General features: G+C 64.3%; 14 protein-coding genes. 9 read left to right on the forward strand and 5 right to left on the reverse strand.

From position 1 onward, the window contains the following. Window positions 1-29 precede the first annotated feature (29 nt). The 3 genes from infB to truB all read left to right on the forward strand — a co-directional run bounded on the left by infB (window position 30) and on the right by truB (window position 4416). Window positions 30-2957, forward strand: a complete 2928-nt coding sequence (infB, locus tag PQB87_RS08010; protein WP_021162403.1) for a translation initiation factor IF-2 — start codon at window positions 30-32, stop codon at window positions 2955-2957. 114 nt (window positions 2958-3071) lie between these two features. Next, entirely contained in the window at window positions 3072-3470 is a 399-nt protein-coding gene (rbfA, locus tag PQB87_RS08015) for a 30S ribosome-binding factor RbfA (RefSeq protein WP_021162402.1), read from the forward strand. A 13-nt stretch (window positions 3471-3483) separates the two neighbouring features. Further along, window positions 3484-4416, forward strand: coding sequence for a tRNA pseudouridine(55) synthase TruB (truB, locus tag PQB87_RS08020; RefSeq protein WP_489242790.1), 933 nt, complete (start codon window positions 3484-3486; stop codon window positions 4414-4416). Window positions 4417-4501: 85 nt separating this feature from the next. Here the strand turns inward: truB and PQB87_RS08025 are convergent, their stop codons facing one another. The 4 genes from PQB87_RS08025 to PQB87_RS08040 form a co-directional block, all read right to left on the reverse strand. After that, complete coding sequence (locus tag PQB87_RS08025) at window positions 4502-6061, reverse strand: DHA2 family efflux MFS transporter permease subunit (RefSeq protein WP_059682793.1); 1560 nt, start codon at window positions 6059-6061, stop codon at window positions 4502-4504. Between the two features lie 28 nt (window positions 6062-6089). Further along, window positions 6090-7304: an HlyD family secretion protein gene (locus PQB87_RS08030; protein ID WP_059682791.1), complete on the reverse strand. Its 1215-nt coding sequence runs from the start codon at window positions 7302-7304 to the stop codon at window positions 6090-6092. A 52-nt stretch (window positions 7305-7356) separates the two neighbouring features. Beyond that, entirely contained in the window at window positions 7357-8853 is a 1497-nt protein-coding gene (locus tag PQB87_RS08035; protein WP_059496140.1) for an efflux transporter outer membrane subunit, read from the reverse strand. An 87-nt stretch (window positions 8854-8940) separates the two neighbouring features. Beyond that, window positions 8941-9432 (reverse strand): MarR family winged helix-turn-helix transcriptional regulator, encoded by a 492-nt coding sequence (locus PQB87_RS08040; protein ID WP_027787684.1) that lies wholly within the window; start codon window positions 9430-9432, stop codon window positions 8941-8943. 326 nt (window positions 9433-9758) lie between these two features. Here PQB87_RS08040 and typA point away from each other — a divergent pair, with 326 nt between their 5' ends. The 6 genes from typA (at window position 9759) to PQB87_RS08070 (ending at window position 19440) form a co-directional block, all read left to right on the forward strand. Further along, complete coding sequence (typA, locus tag PQB87_RS08045; protein ID WP_027787683.1) at window positions 9759-11585, forward strand: translational GTPase TypA; 1827 nt, start codon at window positions 9759-9761, stop codon at window positions 11583-11585. A 317-nt stretch (window positions 11586-11902) separates the two neighbouring features. Next, window positions 11903-14767, forward strand: coding sequence for a 2-oxoglutarate dehydrogenase E1 component (locus PQB87_RS08050; protein ID WP_027787682.1), 2865 nt, complete (start codon window positions 11903-11905; stop codon window positions 14765-14767). 135 nt (window positions 14768-14902) lie between these two features. Beyond that, on the forward strand, window positions 14903-16177 hold the full coding sequence (gene odhB, locus PQB87_RS08055; RefSeq protein ID WP_042977010.1) for a 2-oxoglutarate dehydrogenase complex dihydrolipoyllysine-residue succinyltransferase: 1275 nt from the start codon (window positions 14903-14905) through the stop codon (window positions 16175-16177). An 81-nt stretch (window positions 16178-16258) separates the two neighbouring features. Next, entirely contained in the window at window positions 16259-17689 is a 1431-nt protein-coding gene (gene lpdA / locus PQB87_RS08060; protein ID WP_021162394.1) for a dihydrolipoyl dehydrogenase, read from the forward strand. 98 nt (window positions 17690-17787) lie between these two features. Continuing rightward, window positions 17788-18885 carry a cell division protein ZapE gene (gene zapE, locus PQB87_RS08065; protein ID WP_027787679.1) on the forward strand — a complete coding sequence of 366 codons (1098 nt, stop codon included), beginning with the start codon at window positions 17788-17790 and terminating at the stop codon, window positions 18883-18885. 144 nt (window positions 18886-19029) lie between these two features. After that, entirely contained in the window at window positions 19030-19440 is a 411-nt protein-coding gene (locus PQB87_RS08070) for a transposase (RefSeq protein WP_060062458.1), read from the forward strand. Between the two features lie 116 nt (window positions 19441-19556). On the opposite strand, the gene PQB87_RS08075 is transcribed toward PQB87_RS08070, so the two are convergent. Next, complete coding sequence (locus PQB87_RS08075; RefSeq protein WP_027787677.1) at window positions 19557-20018, reverse strand: DUF2147 domain-containing protein; 462 nt, start codon at window positions 20016-20018, stop codon at window positions 19557-19559. Between the last annotated feature and the right edge of the window lie 48 nt (window positions 20019-20066).

Raw genomic sequence — 20066 nt, forward strand, 5'->3', positions numbered from 1 at the left:
GGAATCGGTCCTTGCACTAAGAGGAATGAATGGCGAGTAACAACGTAGCCCAATTTGCCGCGGAACTGAAAATGCCTGCTGGTGTGCTGCTCGAACAGCTGCAGGCAGCGGGCGTCCAGAAAGCGAGTGAAGACGATGCGCTGTCCGAAACGGACAAGGCGCGTCTGCTCGATCATTTGCGCAAGTCGCACGGCGCAACCGACGGCGACAAGCGCAAGATCACGCTGACCCGCAAGCATACGTCGGAGATCAAGCAATCTGACGCGACGGGCAAGGCTCGCACCATTCAGGTCGAGGTCCGCAAGAAGCGTACGTTCGTCAAGCGCGACGACGTGGCCGAAGGTGCGGAACAGGGTCAGGCGCAGGTCGCCGAAGCGGACGACGATGCAGAACTGAAGCGTCGCGAGGAAGAAGCGCGCCGCGAGGCGGAGCTGCTCGAGAAGCAGGCGCAGGAACTGCGCGAGCGTCAGGAGCGCCTCGAGCGCGAGGAAGCGGAACGTCGTGCCCGCGAGGAAGCGGCTGAGGCCGAGCGCCGTCGCGCCGAGGAAGAGGCGGCAGCGAAGCGTGCCGCGGCCGAAGCTGCGGCGGCACAGCAGCAGGCAGCCGCGCAGCAGGCTGCTGCGGCCGAACAGGAAGCGGAGACTCCGCAATCGACGCAGTCCGCGCAGGACGAAGCGCGCGCAGCCGCCGAACGTGCGGCGCAGCGCGAAGCGGCGAAGAAGGCTGAAGACGCTGCCCGCGAGGCAGCGGACAAGGCGCGCGCCGAGCAGGAAGAGATCAGCAAGCGCCGTGCGGCGGCAGAAGCCGAAGCGCGTGCGATTCGCGAGATGATGAACACGCCGCGCAAGGCCGTCGTCAAGGCAGTCGAGCCGCCGAAGCCGGTCGAGCCGCCGAAGCCGGCCGAAGCGAAGGGCACGCTGCACAAGCCGGCAAAGCCGGAAGGCGCGCAGGCGCGTCCGGCCGTGAAGAAGCCGGCCGGTGCGGCACCGGCAACGACGCAGGCGCCGGCAGGCGCGGGCGACCGCAACAAGAAGCCGGGCGCAGGCAAGGGCGGCTGGCAGGACGACGCGTCGAAGCGTCGCGGCATCAAGACGCGCGGCGATTCGAGCGGCGGCGTCGACCGCGGCTGGCGCGGCGGCCCGAAGGGCCGTGGCCGTCACCAGGACAGTGCATCGTCCTTCCAGGCGCCGACCGAGCCGATCGTCCGTGAAGTGCACGTGCCGGAAACCGTGTCGGTTGCCGATCTCGCGCACAAGATGTCGATCAAGGCCTCCGAAGTCATCAAGGTGATGATGAAGATGGGCCAGATGGTCACGATCAACCAGGTGCTGGACCAGGAAACGGCGATGATCGTCGTCGAGGAACTGGGCCACCGCGCGGTTGCCGCGAAGCTGGACGATCCGGAAGCGCTGCTCGTCGAAGGCGAAACCGGTACCGACGCAGAGCAACTGCCGCGTCCGCCGGTCGTCACGGTGATGGGTCACGTCGACCACGGCAAGACCTCGCTGCTCGACCACATCCGCCGCGCGAAGGTTGCCGCAGGCGAAGCGGGCGGCATTACGCAGCACATCGGCGCGTATCACGTCGATACGCCGCGTGGCGTCATCACGTTCCTCGATACGCCGGGTCACGAAGCGTTCACGGCAATGCGTGCACGCGGCGCGAAGGCGACCGACATCGTGGTGCTGGTGGTGGCAGCCGACGACGGCGTGATGCCGCAGACGAAGGAAGCCATTGCTCACGCGAAGGCGGGTGGCGTGCCGATCGTCGTCGCGATCAACAAGATCGACAAGCCGGAAGCGAACCCCGATCGCGTCAAGCAGGAACTGGTCGCGGAAGGCGTCGTGCCGGAAGAATACGGTGGCGATTCGCCGTTCGTGCCGGTGTCGGCAAAGACGGGCGCGGGTATCGACGATCTGCTCGAGAACGTGCTGCTGCAAGCCGAAGTGCTGGAGCTGAAGGCACCGGTCGAAGCGCCGGCCAAGGGTATCGTGATCGAAGCGAAGCTCGACAAGGGCAAGGGCCCGGTCGCGACGATCCTCGTGCAGTCCGGTACGCTGAACCGCGGCGACATCGTGCTGGCGGGTACGGCCTACGGCCGCGTGCGCGCGATGCTCGACGAGAACGGCAAGCCGACGAAGGAAGCCGGCCCGTCGATCCCGGTCGAAATCCAGGGTCTGTCGGAAGTGCCGGGCGCAGGCGAGGAAGTGATCGTGCTGCCGGACGAGCGCAAGGCGCGTGAAATCGCATTGTTCCGTCAGGGCAAGTTCCGCGACGTGAAGCTGGCGAAGCAGCAGGCCGCGAAGCTGGAAAGCATGCTCGAGCAGATGGGCGAAGGCGAAGTGCAGAACCTGCCGCTCATCATCAAGGCGGACGTGCAGGGCTCGCAGGAAGCGCTCGTGCAGTCGCTGCTCAAGCTGTCGACCGACGAAGTGCGCGTGCAGATCGTGCACAGCGCGGTGGGTGGCATCAGCGAAAACGACGTCAACCTCGCAACGGCATCGAAGGCTGTCATCATCGGCTTCAACACGCGTGCGGATGCACAGGCGCGCAAGCTGGCCGAAGCGAACGGCATCGACATCCGCTACTACAACATCATCTATGACGCAGTGGATGAGGTGAAGGCGGCAATGTCGGGCATGCTGGCGCCGGAGAAGCGCGAAGTCGTCACCGGCATGGTCGAGGTGCGCCAGGTGTTCAAGGTGCCGAAGGTCGGCACGGTCGCCGGCTGTATGGTCACGGACGGTATCGTCAAGCGCTCGTCGTCGGTTCGCGTGCTGCGCAACAACGTCGTGATCTTCACGGGCGAACTCGAATCGCTGAAGCGCTTCAAGGACGACGTGAAGGAAGTGAAGCAAGGCTTCGAGTGCGGTATGTCGGTGAAGAACTTCAACGACGTCATCGAAGGCGACCAGTTCGAAGTCTTCGAAGTGACCGAAGTCGCGCGTACGCTGTAATCCTCGCGCATCGGCTCATGGGCGGGGCAGGCTTGGGCCTGTCCCGCCCATTTTCATGGTGGCGCGCCAACACTGGCCGCCGCTTCATCCTGATAAACGGATCACGGATCGATCATGTCCAGGAAACGTACTTCCCCCAATCGCAACGTGCAGATCGCCGACCAGATTCAGCGCGATCTGTCCGAACTCATCATGCGCGAGGTCAAAGACCCGCGCATCGGTATCGTGACCATCCAGAGCGTCGAACTCACGCCGGATTACGCGCACGCGAAGGTCTACTTCACCGCGTTGACCGGCGATCCGGCCAAGACGCAGGAAGCGCTGAACCACGCGTCGGGTCACTTGCACAACCTGTTGTTCAAGCGCCTGCACATCCATACGGTGCCGACGCTGCATTTCCACTACGACCAGACGATCGAGAAGGCCGTGGAAATGTCGCGCCTGATCAAGGAAGCGAACTCGACGCGCGCGAAGGACGACGACGAGGCCGACGCGGCTACCAAGGACGACTGACCCCGACCGGCCTATGACGACTGCAGCATCCCAACGTCCGCGCGTGCCCCGGCGCATGCTGGACGGCGTCCTCCTGCTCGACAAGCCGGTCGGCCTTTCGAGCAACGATGCACTGATTCGCGCGAAGCGCCTGCTGCTCGCGAAAAAAGCCGGTCACACCGGTACGCTCGATCCCCTGGCTTCGGGTTTGCTGCCGCTGTGCTTCGGCGAGGCGACGAAGTTCTCGCAGGATCTGCTCGAAGCGGACAAGACCTACGAAGCGACGATGCGTCTCGGCCAGCGTACGGCCACCGGCGACGCGGAAGGCGAGGTGATCGACACGCGCCCCGTCGAATGCGACCGTGCGGCGGTGGAAGCCGCGCTGGTGCGCTTCACCGGCGAGATCGTGCAGGTGCCGCCGATGTATTCGGCGCTCAAGCGCGATGGCAAACCGCTGTACGAATATGCGCGCGCGGGGCAAACCGTCGAGCGCGAGGGCCGCAACGTGACGATCCTCGCCCTCGACCTGCTCGCGTGCGACCTGCCTGACGTGACGTTTCGCGTGACCTGCAGCAAGGGCACTTACGTGCGCACGCTGGCAGAGGATATCGGCGAGGCGCTCGGTTGCGGCGCGCATCTGACGATGCTGCGGCGCACTGGTGTCGGCGCGCTGACGCTCGAGCATGCGGTGACGCTCGATGCGCTGTCCGATGCCGACGAAGCGGCGCGTGATGCGTGGCTCCAGCCGGTCGATGCGTTGCTGTCGACGTTTCCGCTGGTTCGTCTCGATGAAACCAGCGCGAAGCGGTTCCTGCACGGCCAGCGTTTGCCGCTGTCGTCGCTCGACCCGATCGATGCAGCCGAAGGCGGGCGCGTGCGCGTCTACGACGCGACTCGCCTGCTCGGCGTGGCCCGCAAGGCAAACGGCGTACTGGCACCGGAGCGGCTCGTCGTCACGGCAGCCTGACGCAGCCGCGCGAACGCGCACCCGTCTGAATGAAAAAGCCCCGCTTCACGAAGCGGGGCTTTTTGTTTGCGTCCAGGCAGCGTGTTCAGTGTGCAGCCGATGCCGCGGCACCTGCATCGCCACCGCCCGAGCGCTCGGGCTTCGTGATCCAGATCAGCCCGATCAGCAGCACGAAGATCGCCGCCGAGATGTAGAACAGGTCGTTCACGCCGAGCTGCGCGGCCTGCTGCGTGGCCAGGTTGTTGATCAGCCCGTGTGCCTGGTCCCGCGTCAGCCCGAGGTTGCCCATCTGCGTGACGGCCTGGTTGAACGTCGGGTTGTATACGTTCGCCTGCTCGACCAGTTGCGCGTGATGGAAGTTGTTGCGATGGTCCCAGGCCGTCTGGAAGATCGACGTGCCGATGCCGCCGCACATGATCCGCACGAAGTTCGACAGGCCCGATGCCGCGGGAATGCGGTGGCCGGGCAGGCCCGACAGCGTGATCGATACCAGCGGGATGAAGAAGCCGGCCATCGCGATGCCCTGTACGAGCGTCGGCAGCGTCAGCGACCATTCGTCGACACCCGTCGTGTAGCGCGACCGCATCCAGAAGCACAGCGCAAACGTCAGGAACGACGCCGTCGAGATAAAACGCGGATCGGTGCGCGGCAGGTACTTCCCGGTGAGGGGCGACAGCAGGATCGCGAACAGCCCGACCGGCGCCATCACGAGACCGGCGTCGGTCGCCGTGTAGCCGATCTGCGTCTGCAGCCACAGCGGCAACAGCACGAGGTTGCCGAAGTACAGGCCGTACCCGATCGACAGCGCGACGGTGCCGCCGGTGAAGTTCCGCATGCGAAACAGCGACAGGTCGACGACCGGGTGCTCGGCGGTCAGTTCCCAGATGACGAAGAACGCGAACGCGATGACCGCGGTCAGCGCGAGCACGATGATGGTCGTCGACGCGAACCAGTCGAGATCCTTGCCCTTGTCGAGCATGATCTGCAGCGAGCCGACCCAGACGACCAGCAGCGCGAGGCCCACGCCGTCGATCGGGGCGCGGCGCACGGCCGATTCCCGAGTGCGGTAGATCGCCCACGTCGCGGCGGCGGCGGCGATGCCGACCGGGATGTTGACGTAGAAGATCCACGGCCACGAGTAGTTGTCCGAGATCCAGCCGCCGAGGATCGGGCCGGCAACGGGCGCGATCAGCGTCGTCATCGCCCATAGCGCAAGCGCCATCGGCGCCTTGGCGCGCGGATAACTCGACAGCAGGAGCGCTTGCGACAGCGGAATCATCGGGCCTGCCACCGCGCCTTGCAGCACGCGCGACGCAAGCAGGAACGGCAGGTTGGGCGAGAGCCCGCACATCCACGACGAAATCACGAACAGGATGATCGACGCGAGGAACAGGCGAACCTGTCCGAAGCGGTCGGTCAGCCAGCCGGTGAGCGGCACGGAGATCGCGTTCGCGACTGCGAACGACGTGATGACCCACGTGCCCTGGTCGGACGACACGCCGAGGTCGCCCGAGATGGTCGGGATCGCGACGTTCGCGATGGACGTGTCGAGCACGTTCATGAACACCGCGAGCGATACCGCGATCGTCCCGATCACGAGCTGCCCGCCCTGCAAGGGCGGGTGAGAGACAGGTGCCTGTGCCATGTCGGTTGTCTTTCCGGAGTCGGAACGGTTACATCATCTTCGCGACGGCGTTCGACTTCGTCGCAGCCGGCGCCGGTGCGTTGCCGCCGGCATTCTCGGCGACGATGCGGGCGATTTCGGCGTCGGCTTCGTCGCCGTACTTCGCGAACACGTTGGTCTCGTAGACGGTATTCGGTGCGTTTACGAGCTGGTCGCCGCGTTCGTCCTTGATGTCCACGTCGACCTGCATCGACAGGCCGATGCGCAGCGGGTGCTTGTCGAGATCCTTCGGATCGAGTTCGATCCGCACCGGCAGGCGCTGCACGACCTTGATCCAGTTACCCGTCGCGTTCTGCGCCGGCAGCAGCGAGAACGCCGAGCCCGTACCTGCCGAGAAGCCGACCACCTTGCCGTGGTAGACCGCCGACGAGCCATAGATGTCGGCCGTCAGTTCGACCGGCTGGCCGATGCGCATGTGCTTGAGCTGGACTTCCTTGAAGTTCGCATCGACCCACACCGCGTTCAGCGGCACCACCGACATCAGCGGCGTGCCCGGCGACACGCGCTGGCCGACCTGCACCGAGCGCTTCGCGACATAGCCGGTGACCGGTGCGGGCAGCACGTTCCGCGCGTTCGCCAGGTACGCGTCGCGAACCTTCGCGGCTGCGGCCATCACGTTCGGATGCGATGCGATCGTCGTGTTCGCGGTCAGCGCGCGGTTCGACGCGAGTTGCTGCTGCGAGGCGTCGAGCGATGCCTGGGCGGCGCGCACGGCGTCGCGTGCGTGCGAGATTTCTTCCTGCGACACGGCGCCCGTCTGCGCGACGGCCACGCGGCGACGGAGGTCGTCCTCGGCCTTCGACAGGTCGGACTGGCGCAGCGCGACTTGCGCGCGATACTGGTCGTCGTTGACGAACAGGCCGCGCACCTGGCGCACCGTCTGCGCGAGATTGGCTTCGGCCTGCTGCAGCGCGACCTGCGAGTCGGCCGGGTCGAGTACGACGAGCGGATCGCCGGCCTTCACCGTCTGCGTGTCGTCGGCCTTCACCGCGATCACGGTGCCGGTGACCTGCGGCGTGATCTGCACGACGTTGCCGTTCACGTACGCGTCGTCGGTCCCTTCATGGAAGCGGGCGACGAGGAAGTAGTACAGGCCATACGCGATGGCCGCGATCACGATGACCGCGACGAGCAGCGTCATCATCCGTTTGCGCTTGCCGTTGTTCTGCGGCTGCGCGCTGGCGGCGTTTTGTTGGTCGCTCATGGCGATTTTCTCCGTCCGTTATTTCGAGTGTCTGCGTAGTGGTGGCGCCGGATCAGTTGGCGGCCTGTTTTGTCGGCTTGTCCGCGTCGGGTGCGGCAAGCGGCGTGCCGGTCGCGTCGAACCCGCCGCCCAGCGCCTTGATCAGGGCAAGCTGCATGTCGCGCCGGCGCATCTTCAGGTTGGTCACCGTCTGCTCCGATGCGAGGCGGTTGCTGTCCGCGGTCAGCACCTGCAACTGCGGGGACAGGCCGGCCTTGTAGCGGATGACCGCGAGGTCGTATGCGCGCGTCGATGCGTCGAGGGCGCGTTGCGCATCGCCCATCTGGCGATCGACTGCGCGGATCGACGCGACCTGCGTCGCGACGTCGTTCAGCGCGCTGATCAGCGTCTGGTTGTAGTTCGCCACCGACAGGTCGAAGTCCGCGTAGCGGCCCTTGAGCTGCGCGCGCAGCGCGCCGGCGTCGAAAATCGGCAGGTGGATCGCCGGGCCGAACTGCGCCTGGCGGCTCGCGAAGTTCAGGAATTTGCCCCAGCCGAACGCATCGAAGCCGAAACCGGCCGCAAGGTTTACGTCGGGGTAGAACTCGGCCTTCGCTTCCTTCACGTCGTGCATCGCGGCTTCGACCTGCCAGCGCGCGGCGACGATGTCGGGGCGGCGCGAGACGAGATCGGCCGGCAGGTTGCCGGGCAGTGCGATTTCGCCGCTCGGGTTCATCACGGGCGCCGCGATCTGCAGCCCGCGATCCGGGCCCTTGCCGAGCAGTGCCGCGAGCTGGTAGCGCACCGTCGTGATCTGCCCATCGAGATCGGACAGCGAAGCCTGGGTCGTCGCGATATTGCCGCGGGCCGTCTGGCGTTCGACGTTGGTGTCGAGGCCGGCCGACACGCGGCCGTCGGTGATCTTGCCGACCGTCTCGCGGTTGGTGATCTCGCGTTGGGCGATATCGCGCAGCGCATAGAGCTGCGCGAGCGAGTTGTAGGTGCGTGCGACCGACGACGCGAGCGTGATGCGTGCCTGCTGCATGTCGGCTTCGGCCGCCTTTTCCTGCGACACGGCAGTGTGCAGGCGCTCGCGGTTCTTGCCCCACAGGTCGAGTTCCCACGACGCGCTCGCGAGCGCGTTGTTCTCGCTGTACCACTGGCCGCCGTACGGCGGCGGGAACAGCGCGTTCGACGAATACAGCTCACGCGTCCACGAATAGCTGGCTTCCGCCTTGGGCATCAGGTTCGAGCGCGACGATTCGATGTACGACGACGCCTTTGCGATGCGCGCCTGTGCCTGCGCGATCGACGGATTGCCCTGCAGGGCTTCGTCGATCAGCTTCGGCAGTTGCGGATCGCCGAACTGGCTGGCCCAGTCGAGCGCCGGCCACTGGCCGCCCTGGGCCGGCAGGCTCTGGGCGGATTCGAATTGCGACGCGGGGGCGATCTGCTTGTCGCTCTTGATGCCGATGTAGTTCGCGCAGCCCGCCAGCGCCAGTGCGGCGACCGCGACGGCGACGGCGGTGCGGCACGACCCGGCGCGCACGGACAACGGGGAGGATTTCATCGCGCTGATCCCTGACTCGGAATGAATGATGGACACTGCAAGGATTTCCTTACATTAATCTGTCAAAAGTAATTGTTATGGCAACTATTACGTGATGCTGCCGCCGGCGGTCTCGCAATAGTTGCTGAGAATGCGGCGCAGCATGCTCTTCAGGAACCCGACTTCTTCCGGCGTGAACCCGTCCAGCACCTGGTCGAGCACGCTGCGGAAAATCGGCGGCAGCCGTTCGGCGAGCGCACGGCCTTCGTCGGTCAGCTCGAGGCGCACGACACGTCGATCCTCGATGCTGCGGACACGGGACAGCAGGCCGCGTTTTTCGACCCGGTCGAGCAGGCGCGTGACTGCGCTGGCGTCGATCCCGTACTCGCGGGCAAGCTCGGCGGCCGTCGAGCACTTGCCGACCGCGATCATGAACAGCATGCTCGCCTGCGTGCCCGTGATGCCGAGCTCTTCCTGCGTGCGTTGCGTGACGAGGTTGGTCATCACCGACTTCACGCGCGACATCAGATAACCGACGCTGTCGTTCATCTGATACGAGGACAGCGGCGAAACGGGGGATGGGGTAGAAGAATCCGACATAAAACCCTGAAGCTGCAATAGTTGACTAGGCAGCAGTATAGGCACAGTTGCTTGCCGCGGCAAATGTTAATCGAACGGCAAGGGGCGCGCTTTGCGTCACAAAAATCCCTCATATCAATAAGGTTTTTGTGTCCGACGGCAACACGGGCTTCGACGGATTGGCGCGTTCGAGGGGAGGGTGTGTCGGCCAGCCTGCTGCGTTGCAACGTGCCGGTCGGTTGCCGTCATTCTCACGTGCTATAATTTGTGGCTTTCCAAGCTGCAATGCGCGCGCCCGTGAAAAACGAGCGGGCGCTTTTGCGCGTTCAAACGATTTCCAGGTTTCTATGACCCGCGCCCTTCGCAATATCGCCATCATCGCCCACGTCGACCACGGCAAGACCACGCTCGTCGACCAACTGCTCCGCCAGTCCGGCACCTTCCGCGAGAACCAGCAGGTTGCGGAGCGGGTGATGGACTCGAACGACATCGAAAAAGAGCGCGGGATCACGATTCTCGCGAAGAACTGCGCGGTCGAGTACGAAGGCACGCACATCAACATCGTCGACACGCCGGGGCACGCGGACTTCGGCGGCGAGGTGGAGCGCGTGCTGTCGATGGTCGACTCGGTGCTGCTGCTCGTCGACGCGGTCGAGGGCCCGATGCCGCAGACGCGCTTCGTCACGAAGAAGGCGCTGGCGCTCGGCCTGAAGCCGATCGTCATCGTCAACAAGATCGACCGTCCGGGTGCGCGGATCGACTGGGTCATCAACCAGACGTTCGACCTGTTCGACAAGCTCGGCGCAACCGAAGAGCAGCTCGATTTTCCGATCGTCTACGCATCGGGCCTGAACGGCTACGCGTCGCTCGACCCGGCCGCGCGCGAAGGCGACATGCGCCCGCTGTTCGAGGCAGTCCTCGAGCACGTGCCGGTCCGTCCGGCGGATCCGGACGCGCCGCTGCAACTGCAGATCACGTCGCTCGACTATTCGACGTACGTCGGCCGGATCGGCGTCGGCCGCATCACGCGCGGTCGCATCAAGCCGGGCCAGCCGGTCGCGATGCGCTTCGGCCCGGAAGGCGAAGTGCTGAACCGCAAGATCAACCAGGTGCTGTCGTTCACGGGCCTCGAGCGCGTGCAGGTCGAATCGGCCGAAGCGGGCGACATCGTGCTGATCAACGGTATTGAAGACGTCGGCATCGGCGCAACGATCTGCGCGGTCGATACGCCGGAAGCGCTGCCGATGATCACCGTCGACGAGCCGACGCTGACGATGAACTTCCTCGTCAATTCGTCGCCGCTCGCCGGCCGCGAAGGCAAGTTCGTCACGAGCCGCCAGATCCGCGACCGCCTGATGAAGGAACTGAACCACAACGTCGCGCTGCGCGTGAAGGACACCGGCGACGAAACGGTGTTCGAAGTGTCGGGCCGCGGCGAACTGCACCTGACGATTCTCGTCGAGAACATGCGCCGTGAAGGCTATGAGCTGGCCGTGTCGCGTCCGCGCGTCGTGATGCAGGAAATCGACGGCGTGCGTCACGAGCCGTACGAGCTGCTGACCGTCGACGTCGAGGACGAGCACCAGGGTGGCGTGATGGAAGAGCTCGGCCGCCGCAAGGGCGAGATGCTCGACATGGCATCGGACGGCCGTGGTCGCACGCGTCTGGAGTACAAGATCTCGGCGCGTGGCCTGATCGGCTTCCAGAGCGAATTCCTGACGCTCACGCGCGGCACGGGCCTGATGAGCCACATCTTCGACTCGTACGCACCGGTCAAGGACGGTTCGGTCTTCGAGCGCCGCAACGGCGTGTTGATCTCGCAGGACGACGGCGCTGCCGTGGCCTACGCACTGTGGAAGCTGCAGGATCGCGGCCGCATGTTCGTGAAGCCGGGCGATGCGCTCTATGAGGGCATGATCATCGGCATCCACAGCCGTGACAACGACCTCGTCGTGAACCCGATCAAGGGCAAGCAGCTGACCAACGTGCGTGCGTCGGGCACCGACGAAGCCGTGCGCCTGGTGCCGCCGGTCCAGATGTCGCTCGAGTACGCGGTCGAATTCATCGACGACGACGAGCTCGTCGAAGTGACGCCGCAGTCGATCCGCCTGCGCAAGCGCTTCCTGAAGGAGCACGAGCGTCGCCGCGCGAGCCGCGAAGGCGCGGTCGACTAAGCGTCGATCGTTCCCGTGCAGGACGAAAAAGGCCGCCTTCGGGTGGCCTTTTTTGCATCTGAACGATGTGCAACCGGGTGCGCTGCAAAACACTGTTCCCGCGGGTCGTGGCAATCCGGCAAAACCCCGTCGCGCGGTGCTTTCAGGCACATTTCGCCGTGAACTCCGGTATCGGTTCTGTGATATGCTGCGCGCACGCAAGTTTTAGGTCCTTCCAAGCAAGACTTGATTCGCAATCCGCTAAACGGTCAGGCCGTGTCGCGGAAGGTTGAGTAACCCGCTATTTCTCGAGAAGCTCGAAGAAAGGTGAGCGTAAAATGTCAGATGTAATGAAGCAGTTTCAGCTGAACTCCTATCTGTTCGGCGGCAATGCTTCGTACGTTGAAGAACTGTACGATGCATACCTCAACAATCCGGCATCGGTGCCGGAGAACTGGCGAGAGTATTTCGACGCGCTGCAGAACGTGCCTGCAACGGACGGCTCGAATGCCAATGACGTCGCTCATTTCCCGATCGTCGAATCGTTCGCCGAGCGTGCGAAGGCCAATGCCTTCATCCCGCGCGAAAGTAGCACCAACCTTGCTGCAGCGCGCAAGCAAGTGCACGTGCAGTCCCTTATCAGCGCTTATCGCTTCCTTGGCTCGCAATGGGCCAATCTCGATCCCCTGAAGCGTCGCGAACGTCCCGCCATTCCCGAACTCGAACCCGCGTTCTACGACTTCTCCGAAGGCGACCTCGACCAGACGTACAGCGCAAGCAACCTGTATTTCGGTTTCGACCAGGCTTCGCTGCGCGACATCGTCAAGGGCCTGCGTGACACGTACTGCGGCACGATCGGCGCCGAGTACATGTACATCAGCGACCCGGAACAGAAGCGCTGGTGGCAGGAGCGTCTGGAATCGACCCGCGCGACGCCGAACTTCTCGGCAGACGAGAAGAAGCACATCCTGAATCGCCTGACGGCCGCCGAAGGCCTCGAGCGTTACCTGCATACCAAGTACGTCGGCCAGAAGCGCTTCTCGCTCGAAGGCGGCGAAAGCTTCATCGCGGCGATGGACGAAGTCGTCCAGCACGCGGGCAAGCGCGGCGTGCAGGAAATCATCATCGGCATGGCGCACCGCGGCCGTCTGAACGTGCTGGTCAACACGCTGGGCAAGATGCCGGCCGACCTGTTCGCCGAATTCGAAGGCAAGCACGTCGACGACCTGCCGGCAGGTGACGTGAAGTACCACAAGGGCTTCTCGTCGGACGTGTCGACGGAAGGCGGCCCGGTCCACCTGTCGCTCGCGTTCAACCCGTCGCACCTCGAAATCGTGAACCCGGTGGTCGAAGGTTCCGCGAAGGCGCGGATGGACCGTCGCGGCGACGAAGACGGCCTGCAAGTGCTGCCGGTGCAGATCCACGGCGACGCGGCCTTCGCTGGCCAGGGCGTCGTGATGGAAACGCTGAACCTCGCGCAGACGCGCGGTTACGGCACGCACGGCACGCTGCACATCGTCATCAACAACCAGATCGGCTTCACGACGTCCGACCCGCGCGACGCGCGCTCGACGCTGTACTGTACCGACGTCGTCAAGATGATCGAGGCGCCGGTGCTGCACGTGAACGGCGACGATCCGGAAGCCGTGATCCTCGCGACGCAGATCGCGATCGACTACCGGATGCAGTTCCACAAGGATGTCGTGATCGACATCGTCTGCTTCCGCAAGCTGGGTCACAACGAGCAGGACACGCCGGCGGTCACGCAGCCGCTGATGTACAAGAAGATCGCACAGCACCCGGGCACCCGTGCGCTGTACGCCGAGAAGCTCGTGCAGCAGGGCGTGATCACCGCGGAAGACGCCGACAACTACGTGAAGGCGTACCGCAAGGCGATGGACGACGGTCACCACACGGTCGATCCGGTCCTGTCGAACTACAAGAGCAAGTACGCGGTCGACTGGGTTCCGTTCCTGAACCGCAAGTGGACGGATGCAGCCGACACGGCCGTGCCGCTCGCCGAACTGAAGCGCCTGGGCGAACGCATCACGACGGTCCCGGAAAACTTCAAGGTTCACCCGCTCGTCGAGCGCGTGATCAACGACCGCCGCAACATGGCGCGTGGCGACCAGCCGCTCGACTGGGGCATGGGTGAACATCTCGCGTTCGCGTCGCTCGTCGCATCGGGCTACTCGGTGCGCCTGACGGGCCAGGACTCGGGCCGCGGCACGTTCACGCACCGTCACGCGGTGCTGCACGACCAGAACCGCGAGCGCTGGAACGACGGCACGTACGTGCCGCTGCAGAACATCGCGGACGGTCAGGCGAAGTTCACGGTGATCGACTCGGTGCTGTCGGAAGAAGCGGTGCTGGGCTTCGAATACGGTTACTCGACCGCCGAGCCGAACACGCTCGTGCTGTGGGAAGCCCAGTTCGGCGACTTCGTCAACGGTGCGCAGGTCGTGATCGACCAGTTCATCTCGTCGGGCGAAGTGAAGTGGGGTCGCGTGTCGGGTCTGACGATGCTGCTGCCGCACGGCTACGAAGGCCAGGGTCCGGAACACTCGTCGACGCGTATCGAGCGTTTCCTGCAGCTGTGTGCCGATCACAACATGCAGGTCGTTCAACCGACGACGCCGGCGCAGATTTTCCACCTGCTGCGTCGCCAGATGATCCGCCTGTTCCGCAAGCCGCTGATCGTCGCAACGCCGAAGTCGCTGCTGCGCCACAAGGAAGCCGTGTCGGACCTGTCGGAGCTCGCGAAGGGTTCGTTCCAGCCGGTGCTGGGCGAAACCGACGGCGGTATCGACGCGAAGAAGGTCAAGCGCGTGCTGGCATGCTCGGGCCGCGTGTATTACGACCTCGTCGCACATCGCCGCGAAGCGAAGGCGAACGACGTCGCGATCATCCGTATCGAGCAGCTGTATCCGTTCGCGCACAAGCAGTTCGAAGCCGAAATGAAGAAGTACGAGAACGCGACTGAAGTGGTCTGGGTGCAGGACGAGCCGCAGAACCAGGGCCCCTGGTTCTACGTCGAGCACCACCTGAAGGAAGGCATGAAGGAAGGGCAGAAGCTGGCATACAGCGGCCGTCCGGCTTCGGCCTCGCCGGCGGTTGGCTACTACGCGAAGCACTACGAGCAGCAGAAGGCCCTCATCGAAGGTGCTTTCGGCCGCCTGAAGAGCGCATCGATCGCGAAATAACCGACGGAAGCGAAACGGGAAGGCGCAGCGCGCTTTCCCGTCTCCTTTGGCCTGCCGGGCGCGCTGCGCGCCGCACCGGCCGAAGGAATCGCACGAACCTCGTCACACCCCAGATTAAGCATCCAGGAAAATCACATGGCTATCGTAGAAGTCAAAGTCCCCCAGCTTTCGGAGTCGGTTTCGGAAGCCACCATGCTGCAGTGGAAGAAGAAGCCGGGCGAAGCAGTCGCGCAGGACGAAATCCTGATCGAACTCGAGACCGACAAGGTCGTGCTCGAAGTGCCGGCACCGGCCGCGGGCGTGCTCGCGCAAGTGCTGCAGAACGACGGTGACACCGTCGTTGCCGATCAACTGATCGCTACGATCGATACGGAAGCGAAGGCAGGTGCAGCCGAAGCTGCTGCGGGCGCGGCCGAAGTCAAGCCGGCCGCAGCGCCTGCTGCAGCCGCACCGGCAGCACAGCCGGCTACCGCAACGGCATCGAGCTCGGCTACGGCATCGCCGGCCGCATCGAAGCTGCTGGCAGAGAAGGGCCTGTCGGCGGGCGACGTCGCAGGTTCGGGCCGCGACGGCCGCGTCACGAAGGGCGACGCGCTGGCCGCGGGCAGCGCACCGAAGGCCGCTCCGGCTGCCGCACCGGCAAAGGCCGCGGCGAAGCCGTCGCTGCCGGAAGTGAAGGTGCCGGCGTCGGCGACGACGTGGCTCAACGACCGTCCGGAACAGCGCGTGCCGATGTCGCGTCTGCGTGCGCGTATCGCCGAGCGTCTGCTCGAATCGCAGCAGACCAACGCGATCCTGACGACGTTCAACGAAGTCAACATGGCTCCGGTCATGGAGCTGCGCAACAAGTACAAGGACAAGTTCGAGAAGGAACACGGCGTGAAGCTCGGCTTCATGTCGTTCTTCGTGAAGGCCGCTGTCCACGCACTGAAGAAGTTCCCGCTCGTGAACGCGTCGATCGACGGTAACGACATCGTCTACCACGGCTACTTCGACATCGGTATCGCCGTCGGCTCGCCGCGCGGCCTCGTCGTGCCGATCCTGCGCAACGCGGATCAGCTGAGCCTCGCCGAGATCGAGAAGAAGATCGCCGAATTCGGCCAGAAGGCGAAGGACGGCAAGCTGTCGATCGAGGAAATGACGGGCGGTACGTTCTCGATCTCGAACGGCGGCGTGTTCGGCTCGATGCTGTCGACCCCGATCATCAACCCGCCGCAATCGGCCATCCTCGGCGTGCACGCGACGAAGGAGCGTCCGGTCGTTGAAAACGGCCAGATCGTGATCCGCCCGATCAACTACCTCGCGCTGTCGTACGACCACCGCATCATCGACGGCCGCGAAGCCGTGCTGTCGCTCGTCGCGATGAAGGATGCGCTGGAAGATCCGGCACGCCTGCTGCTCGACCTGTAAGCCGAGTCTCACTGCATCGACCCGTTCTGCACGTTCGCGCCCGCGCGCGAACGTGCAGGCGTACAAGTAGAAAGGATTGTCATGTCCAAGGAATTTGACGTCGTCGTGATCGGCGCCGGCCCCGGCGGTTACATCGCCGCGATTCGCGCCGCGCAGCTCGGCAAGACCGTTGCCTGTATCGAGAAGTGGAAGAACCCGGCCGGCGCGCTGAAGCTCGGCGGCACCTGCCTGAACGTCGGCTGCATCCCGTCGAAGGCGCTGCTGGCGTCGTCGGAAGAGTTCGAAAACGCGTCGCATCACCTGACCGACCACGGCATCACGGTCGACGGCGTGAAGATCGACGTCGCGAAGATGCTCGGCCGCAAGGACGCGATCGTCGAGAAGATGACGAGCGGGATCGAGTTTCTGTTCAAGAAGAACAAGATCACCTGGCTGAAGGGCCATGGCAAGTTCACCGGCAAGACCGACGCCGGCGTGCAGATCGAAGTGAGCGGCGAGGGTGAAACCGAAGTCGTCACCGCGAAGAACGTGATCATCGCGACGGGCTCGAAGGCGCGTCACCTGCCGGGCATCCCGGTCGACAACAAGATCGTGTCGGACAACGAAGGTGCGCTGACGTTCGACTCGGTGCCGAAGAAGCTCGCCGTGATCGGCGCAGGCGTGATCGGCCTCGAGCTCGGCTCGGTGTGGCGTCGCCTGGGTGCCGAAGTGACGGTGCTCGAAGCGCTGCCGGCATTCCTCGGCGCAGCCGACGAAGCGCTCGCGAAGGAAGCGGCCAAGCTGTTCAAGAAGCAGGGCCTCGACATCCATCTCGGCGTGAAGATCGGCGAAGTGAAGGCGACCGCCGACGGCGTGTCGATCGCATACACGGACAAGGACGGCAACGCGCAGACGCTCGACGCCGACCGCCTGATCGTGTCGGTCGGCCGCGTGCCGAACACCGACAACCTCGGCCTCGAGGCAATCGGCCTGAAGGCGAACGAGCGCGGCTTCATCGACGTGGACGACCACTGCCGCACGGCGGTGCCGAACGTCTACGCGATCGGCGACGTGGTGCGCGGCCCGATGCTCGCGCACAAGGCGGAAGACGAAGGCGTGCTGGTCGCGGAAGTGATCGACGGCCAGAAGCCGCACATCGACTACAACTGCATTCCGTGGGTGATCTACACGTACCCGGAAATCGCATGGGTCGGCAAGACGGAGCAGCAGCTGAAGGCGGAAGGCCGCGAGATCAAGTCGGGCAAGTTCCCGTTCTCGATCAACGGCCGCGCGCTCGGCATGAACGCGCCGGACGGTTTCGTGAAGATGATCGCGGATGCGAAGACCGACGAACTGCTCGGCGTGCACGTGATCGGCGCGAACGCGTCGGACCTGATCGCGGAAGCCGTGGTGGCGATGGAATTCAAGGCGGCGTCGGAAGACATCGCCCGTATCTGCCATCCGCACCCGTCGATGTCGGAAGTGATGCGCGAAGCGGCGCTCGCCGTCGACAAGCGCTCGCTGAACAGCTGAGCGCGGTATAGCGCCGGCCGGCCATCGGCCGGCGCAGCCGTCTCATGACGAGGGCGGGCGGGGTTTCCCGTCCGCCTTCGTTTTTTCCGGTTTGCCCGATGAACGTCACCGAATACTACACGCGCGAACTGACCACGCGCGGCTATCAGTCCGATCCCGCGCAGCGCGCGGCCGTCGATCGCCTGCAGCAATGTTTCGACGAGTGGGTCGAGTACAAGGCGCGCCGCTCGAACGCATTCAAGAAGCTCATCAATCATCCCGACCTCCCGCGCGGCGTTTACATGTGGGGCGGCGTCGGTCGCGGCAAGAGCTTCCTGATGGACAGCTTCTACGCGGTCGTGCCCGTGCAGCGCAAGACGCGCCTGCATTTCCACGAATTCATGCGCGAAGTACACCGCGAGCTCGAGGAACTGAAAGGGCAGGCCGATCCGCTCGACGAACTCGCGCGGCGTATCGCGAAGCGCTACCGCCTGATCTGCTTCGACGAGTTCCACGTGTCGGACATTGCCGATGCGATGATCCTGTACCGTCTGCTCGACCGCCTGTTCAACAACGGCGTGCAGTTCGTGATGACGTCCAACTACGATCCCGACGACCTGTATCCGGACGGTCTGCATCGCGACCGCATGCTGCCGGCGATTGCGCTGATCAAGGACAAGCTCGACGTGCTGAACGTCGACGCGGGCGTCGATTATCGCCAGCGCACGCTCGCGCAGGTGAAGATGTATCACACGCCGCTCGGCGCGGACGCCGATCGCGAACTGCGCCATGCGTTCGGCAAGCTCGCGGCGGTACCCGATGAAAGCCCGCTCCTGCATATCGAGAAGCGCGAACTGAAGGCGCTGCGCAAGGCGGACGGCGTCGTATGGTTCGATTTCGCGACGCTGTGCGGCGGCCCGCGCTCGCAGAACGACTATCTCGAACTCGCGAGCCGGTTCCACGCGATCGTGCTGTCCGAGGTGCCGCAGATGTCGCCGCGGATGGCGTCCGAGGCGCGCCGCTTCACGTGGCTGATCGACGTGCTGTACGACCACAAGGTCAAGCTGCTGATGTCCGCGGCGGTGCCGGCGGAGCAGTTGTACGTCGAAGGTCCGATGGCCAACGAGTTTGCGCGTACGGTCTCGCGCATCGTCGAGATGCAGTCGAAGGAGTATCTCGAAACGCCGCGCCGCATCGTCGATACGTCGCTGACCTGAGTGCGATTTCCGGCAATTGGCGGTATTCAAACGTCAATTCCGGTCAAATTCAGGCGATCTCGGGGTATTTTCGGACTTGTCTTATATTCATGGTTGAGGTGAGTCGATATCGTTGTGTCATGGTTACCAAGGCTGGAGATGTCCATGACACCGTATCGCGATCTGACCGACCACGAGTGGCGCCGCGTCGCGCCGCTTCTGCCCGAAATGCAGCCGCGCACCGAGTTGCGCGGTCGGCCGCTGGCCAATACCCGTGCCGTGATGAACGGCGTGCTCTGGGTCATCTACAGCGGCGCAACGTGGTCGGCGATGCCGCGCCGTTACCCTTCGTATCAGACATGCCATCGCCGCTTCAAGGTCTGGCACGAGACGGGCACGCTGATGAGCGTGATGCGTGAACTCTACGGCGACTCGGGCGTGAACCTGTGCAACGAATTGTCGGTGCGGATGCGCAAGCATACGCAATCGAAGGCGGCGGAGGCGCGTAGCGGCGTGGTACCGGTGGGTCGCACACCGGGCAGTTATGCGCCGGATGCGATGAAGCACGCAGCCTGATGTCCGCTGTTTACTGCGTTGTTTGCGCCGACGCGCGCACCAAAAGAAAACCGGCCTGACGAATTCATCGTCAGGCCGGTTTTTTCATAAAGCCGCGCGTTTCAGCGCGCGCCGCGTTATTGTTGGCGAACCCAGGTCTGCGAACGGCCGAGCAGCGATACACCGATATAGCCGCGCACGACGAGTTTCTGGCCGCCGTCTTCAAGTGTCATCTTGCACTTGTAGACCTTGCCATTTTCCGGATCGAGAATGTTGCCGCCGTCCCAGTGGTCGCCTTCCTTCTTCATCGCCTTGATGATCGTCATGCCCTTGATCAGCTGATCCTTGCGCTCGTCCGTGCAGGCGGTGCAGCGGCGATCGGGCGTATCGTTCGCGCCGAGGCCCTTGACGACCTTGCCGGTCAGCGCACCGTCGCCGTCCTCGGCGATCTGCACGAGTGCCTTCGGCTGATGGGTGTTGTCGTCGATCGTCTGCCACATGCCGATGGGGCTGTCTGCCTGTGCGAACGTGGGGGCGGCGCAAGCGAGCAGTGCGCCGGTGATGGCGATTGCACGCAACGGGCGGGTCAGTTGAATCATTGTCATCCTCCTTGTTTTGCATGTCGTGTTCGATTTGCCCGCACGACC

Source organism: Burkholderia sp. KL41 (assembly GCF_057005415.2).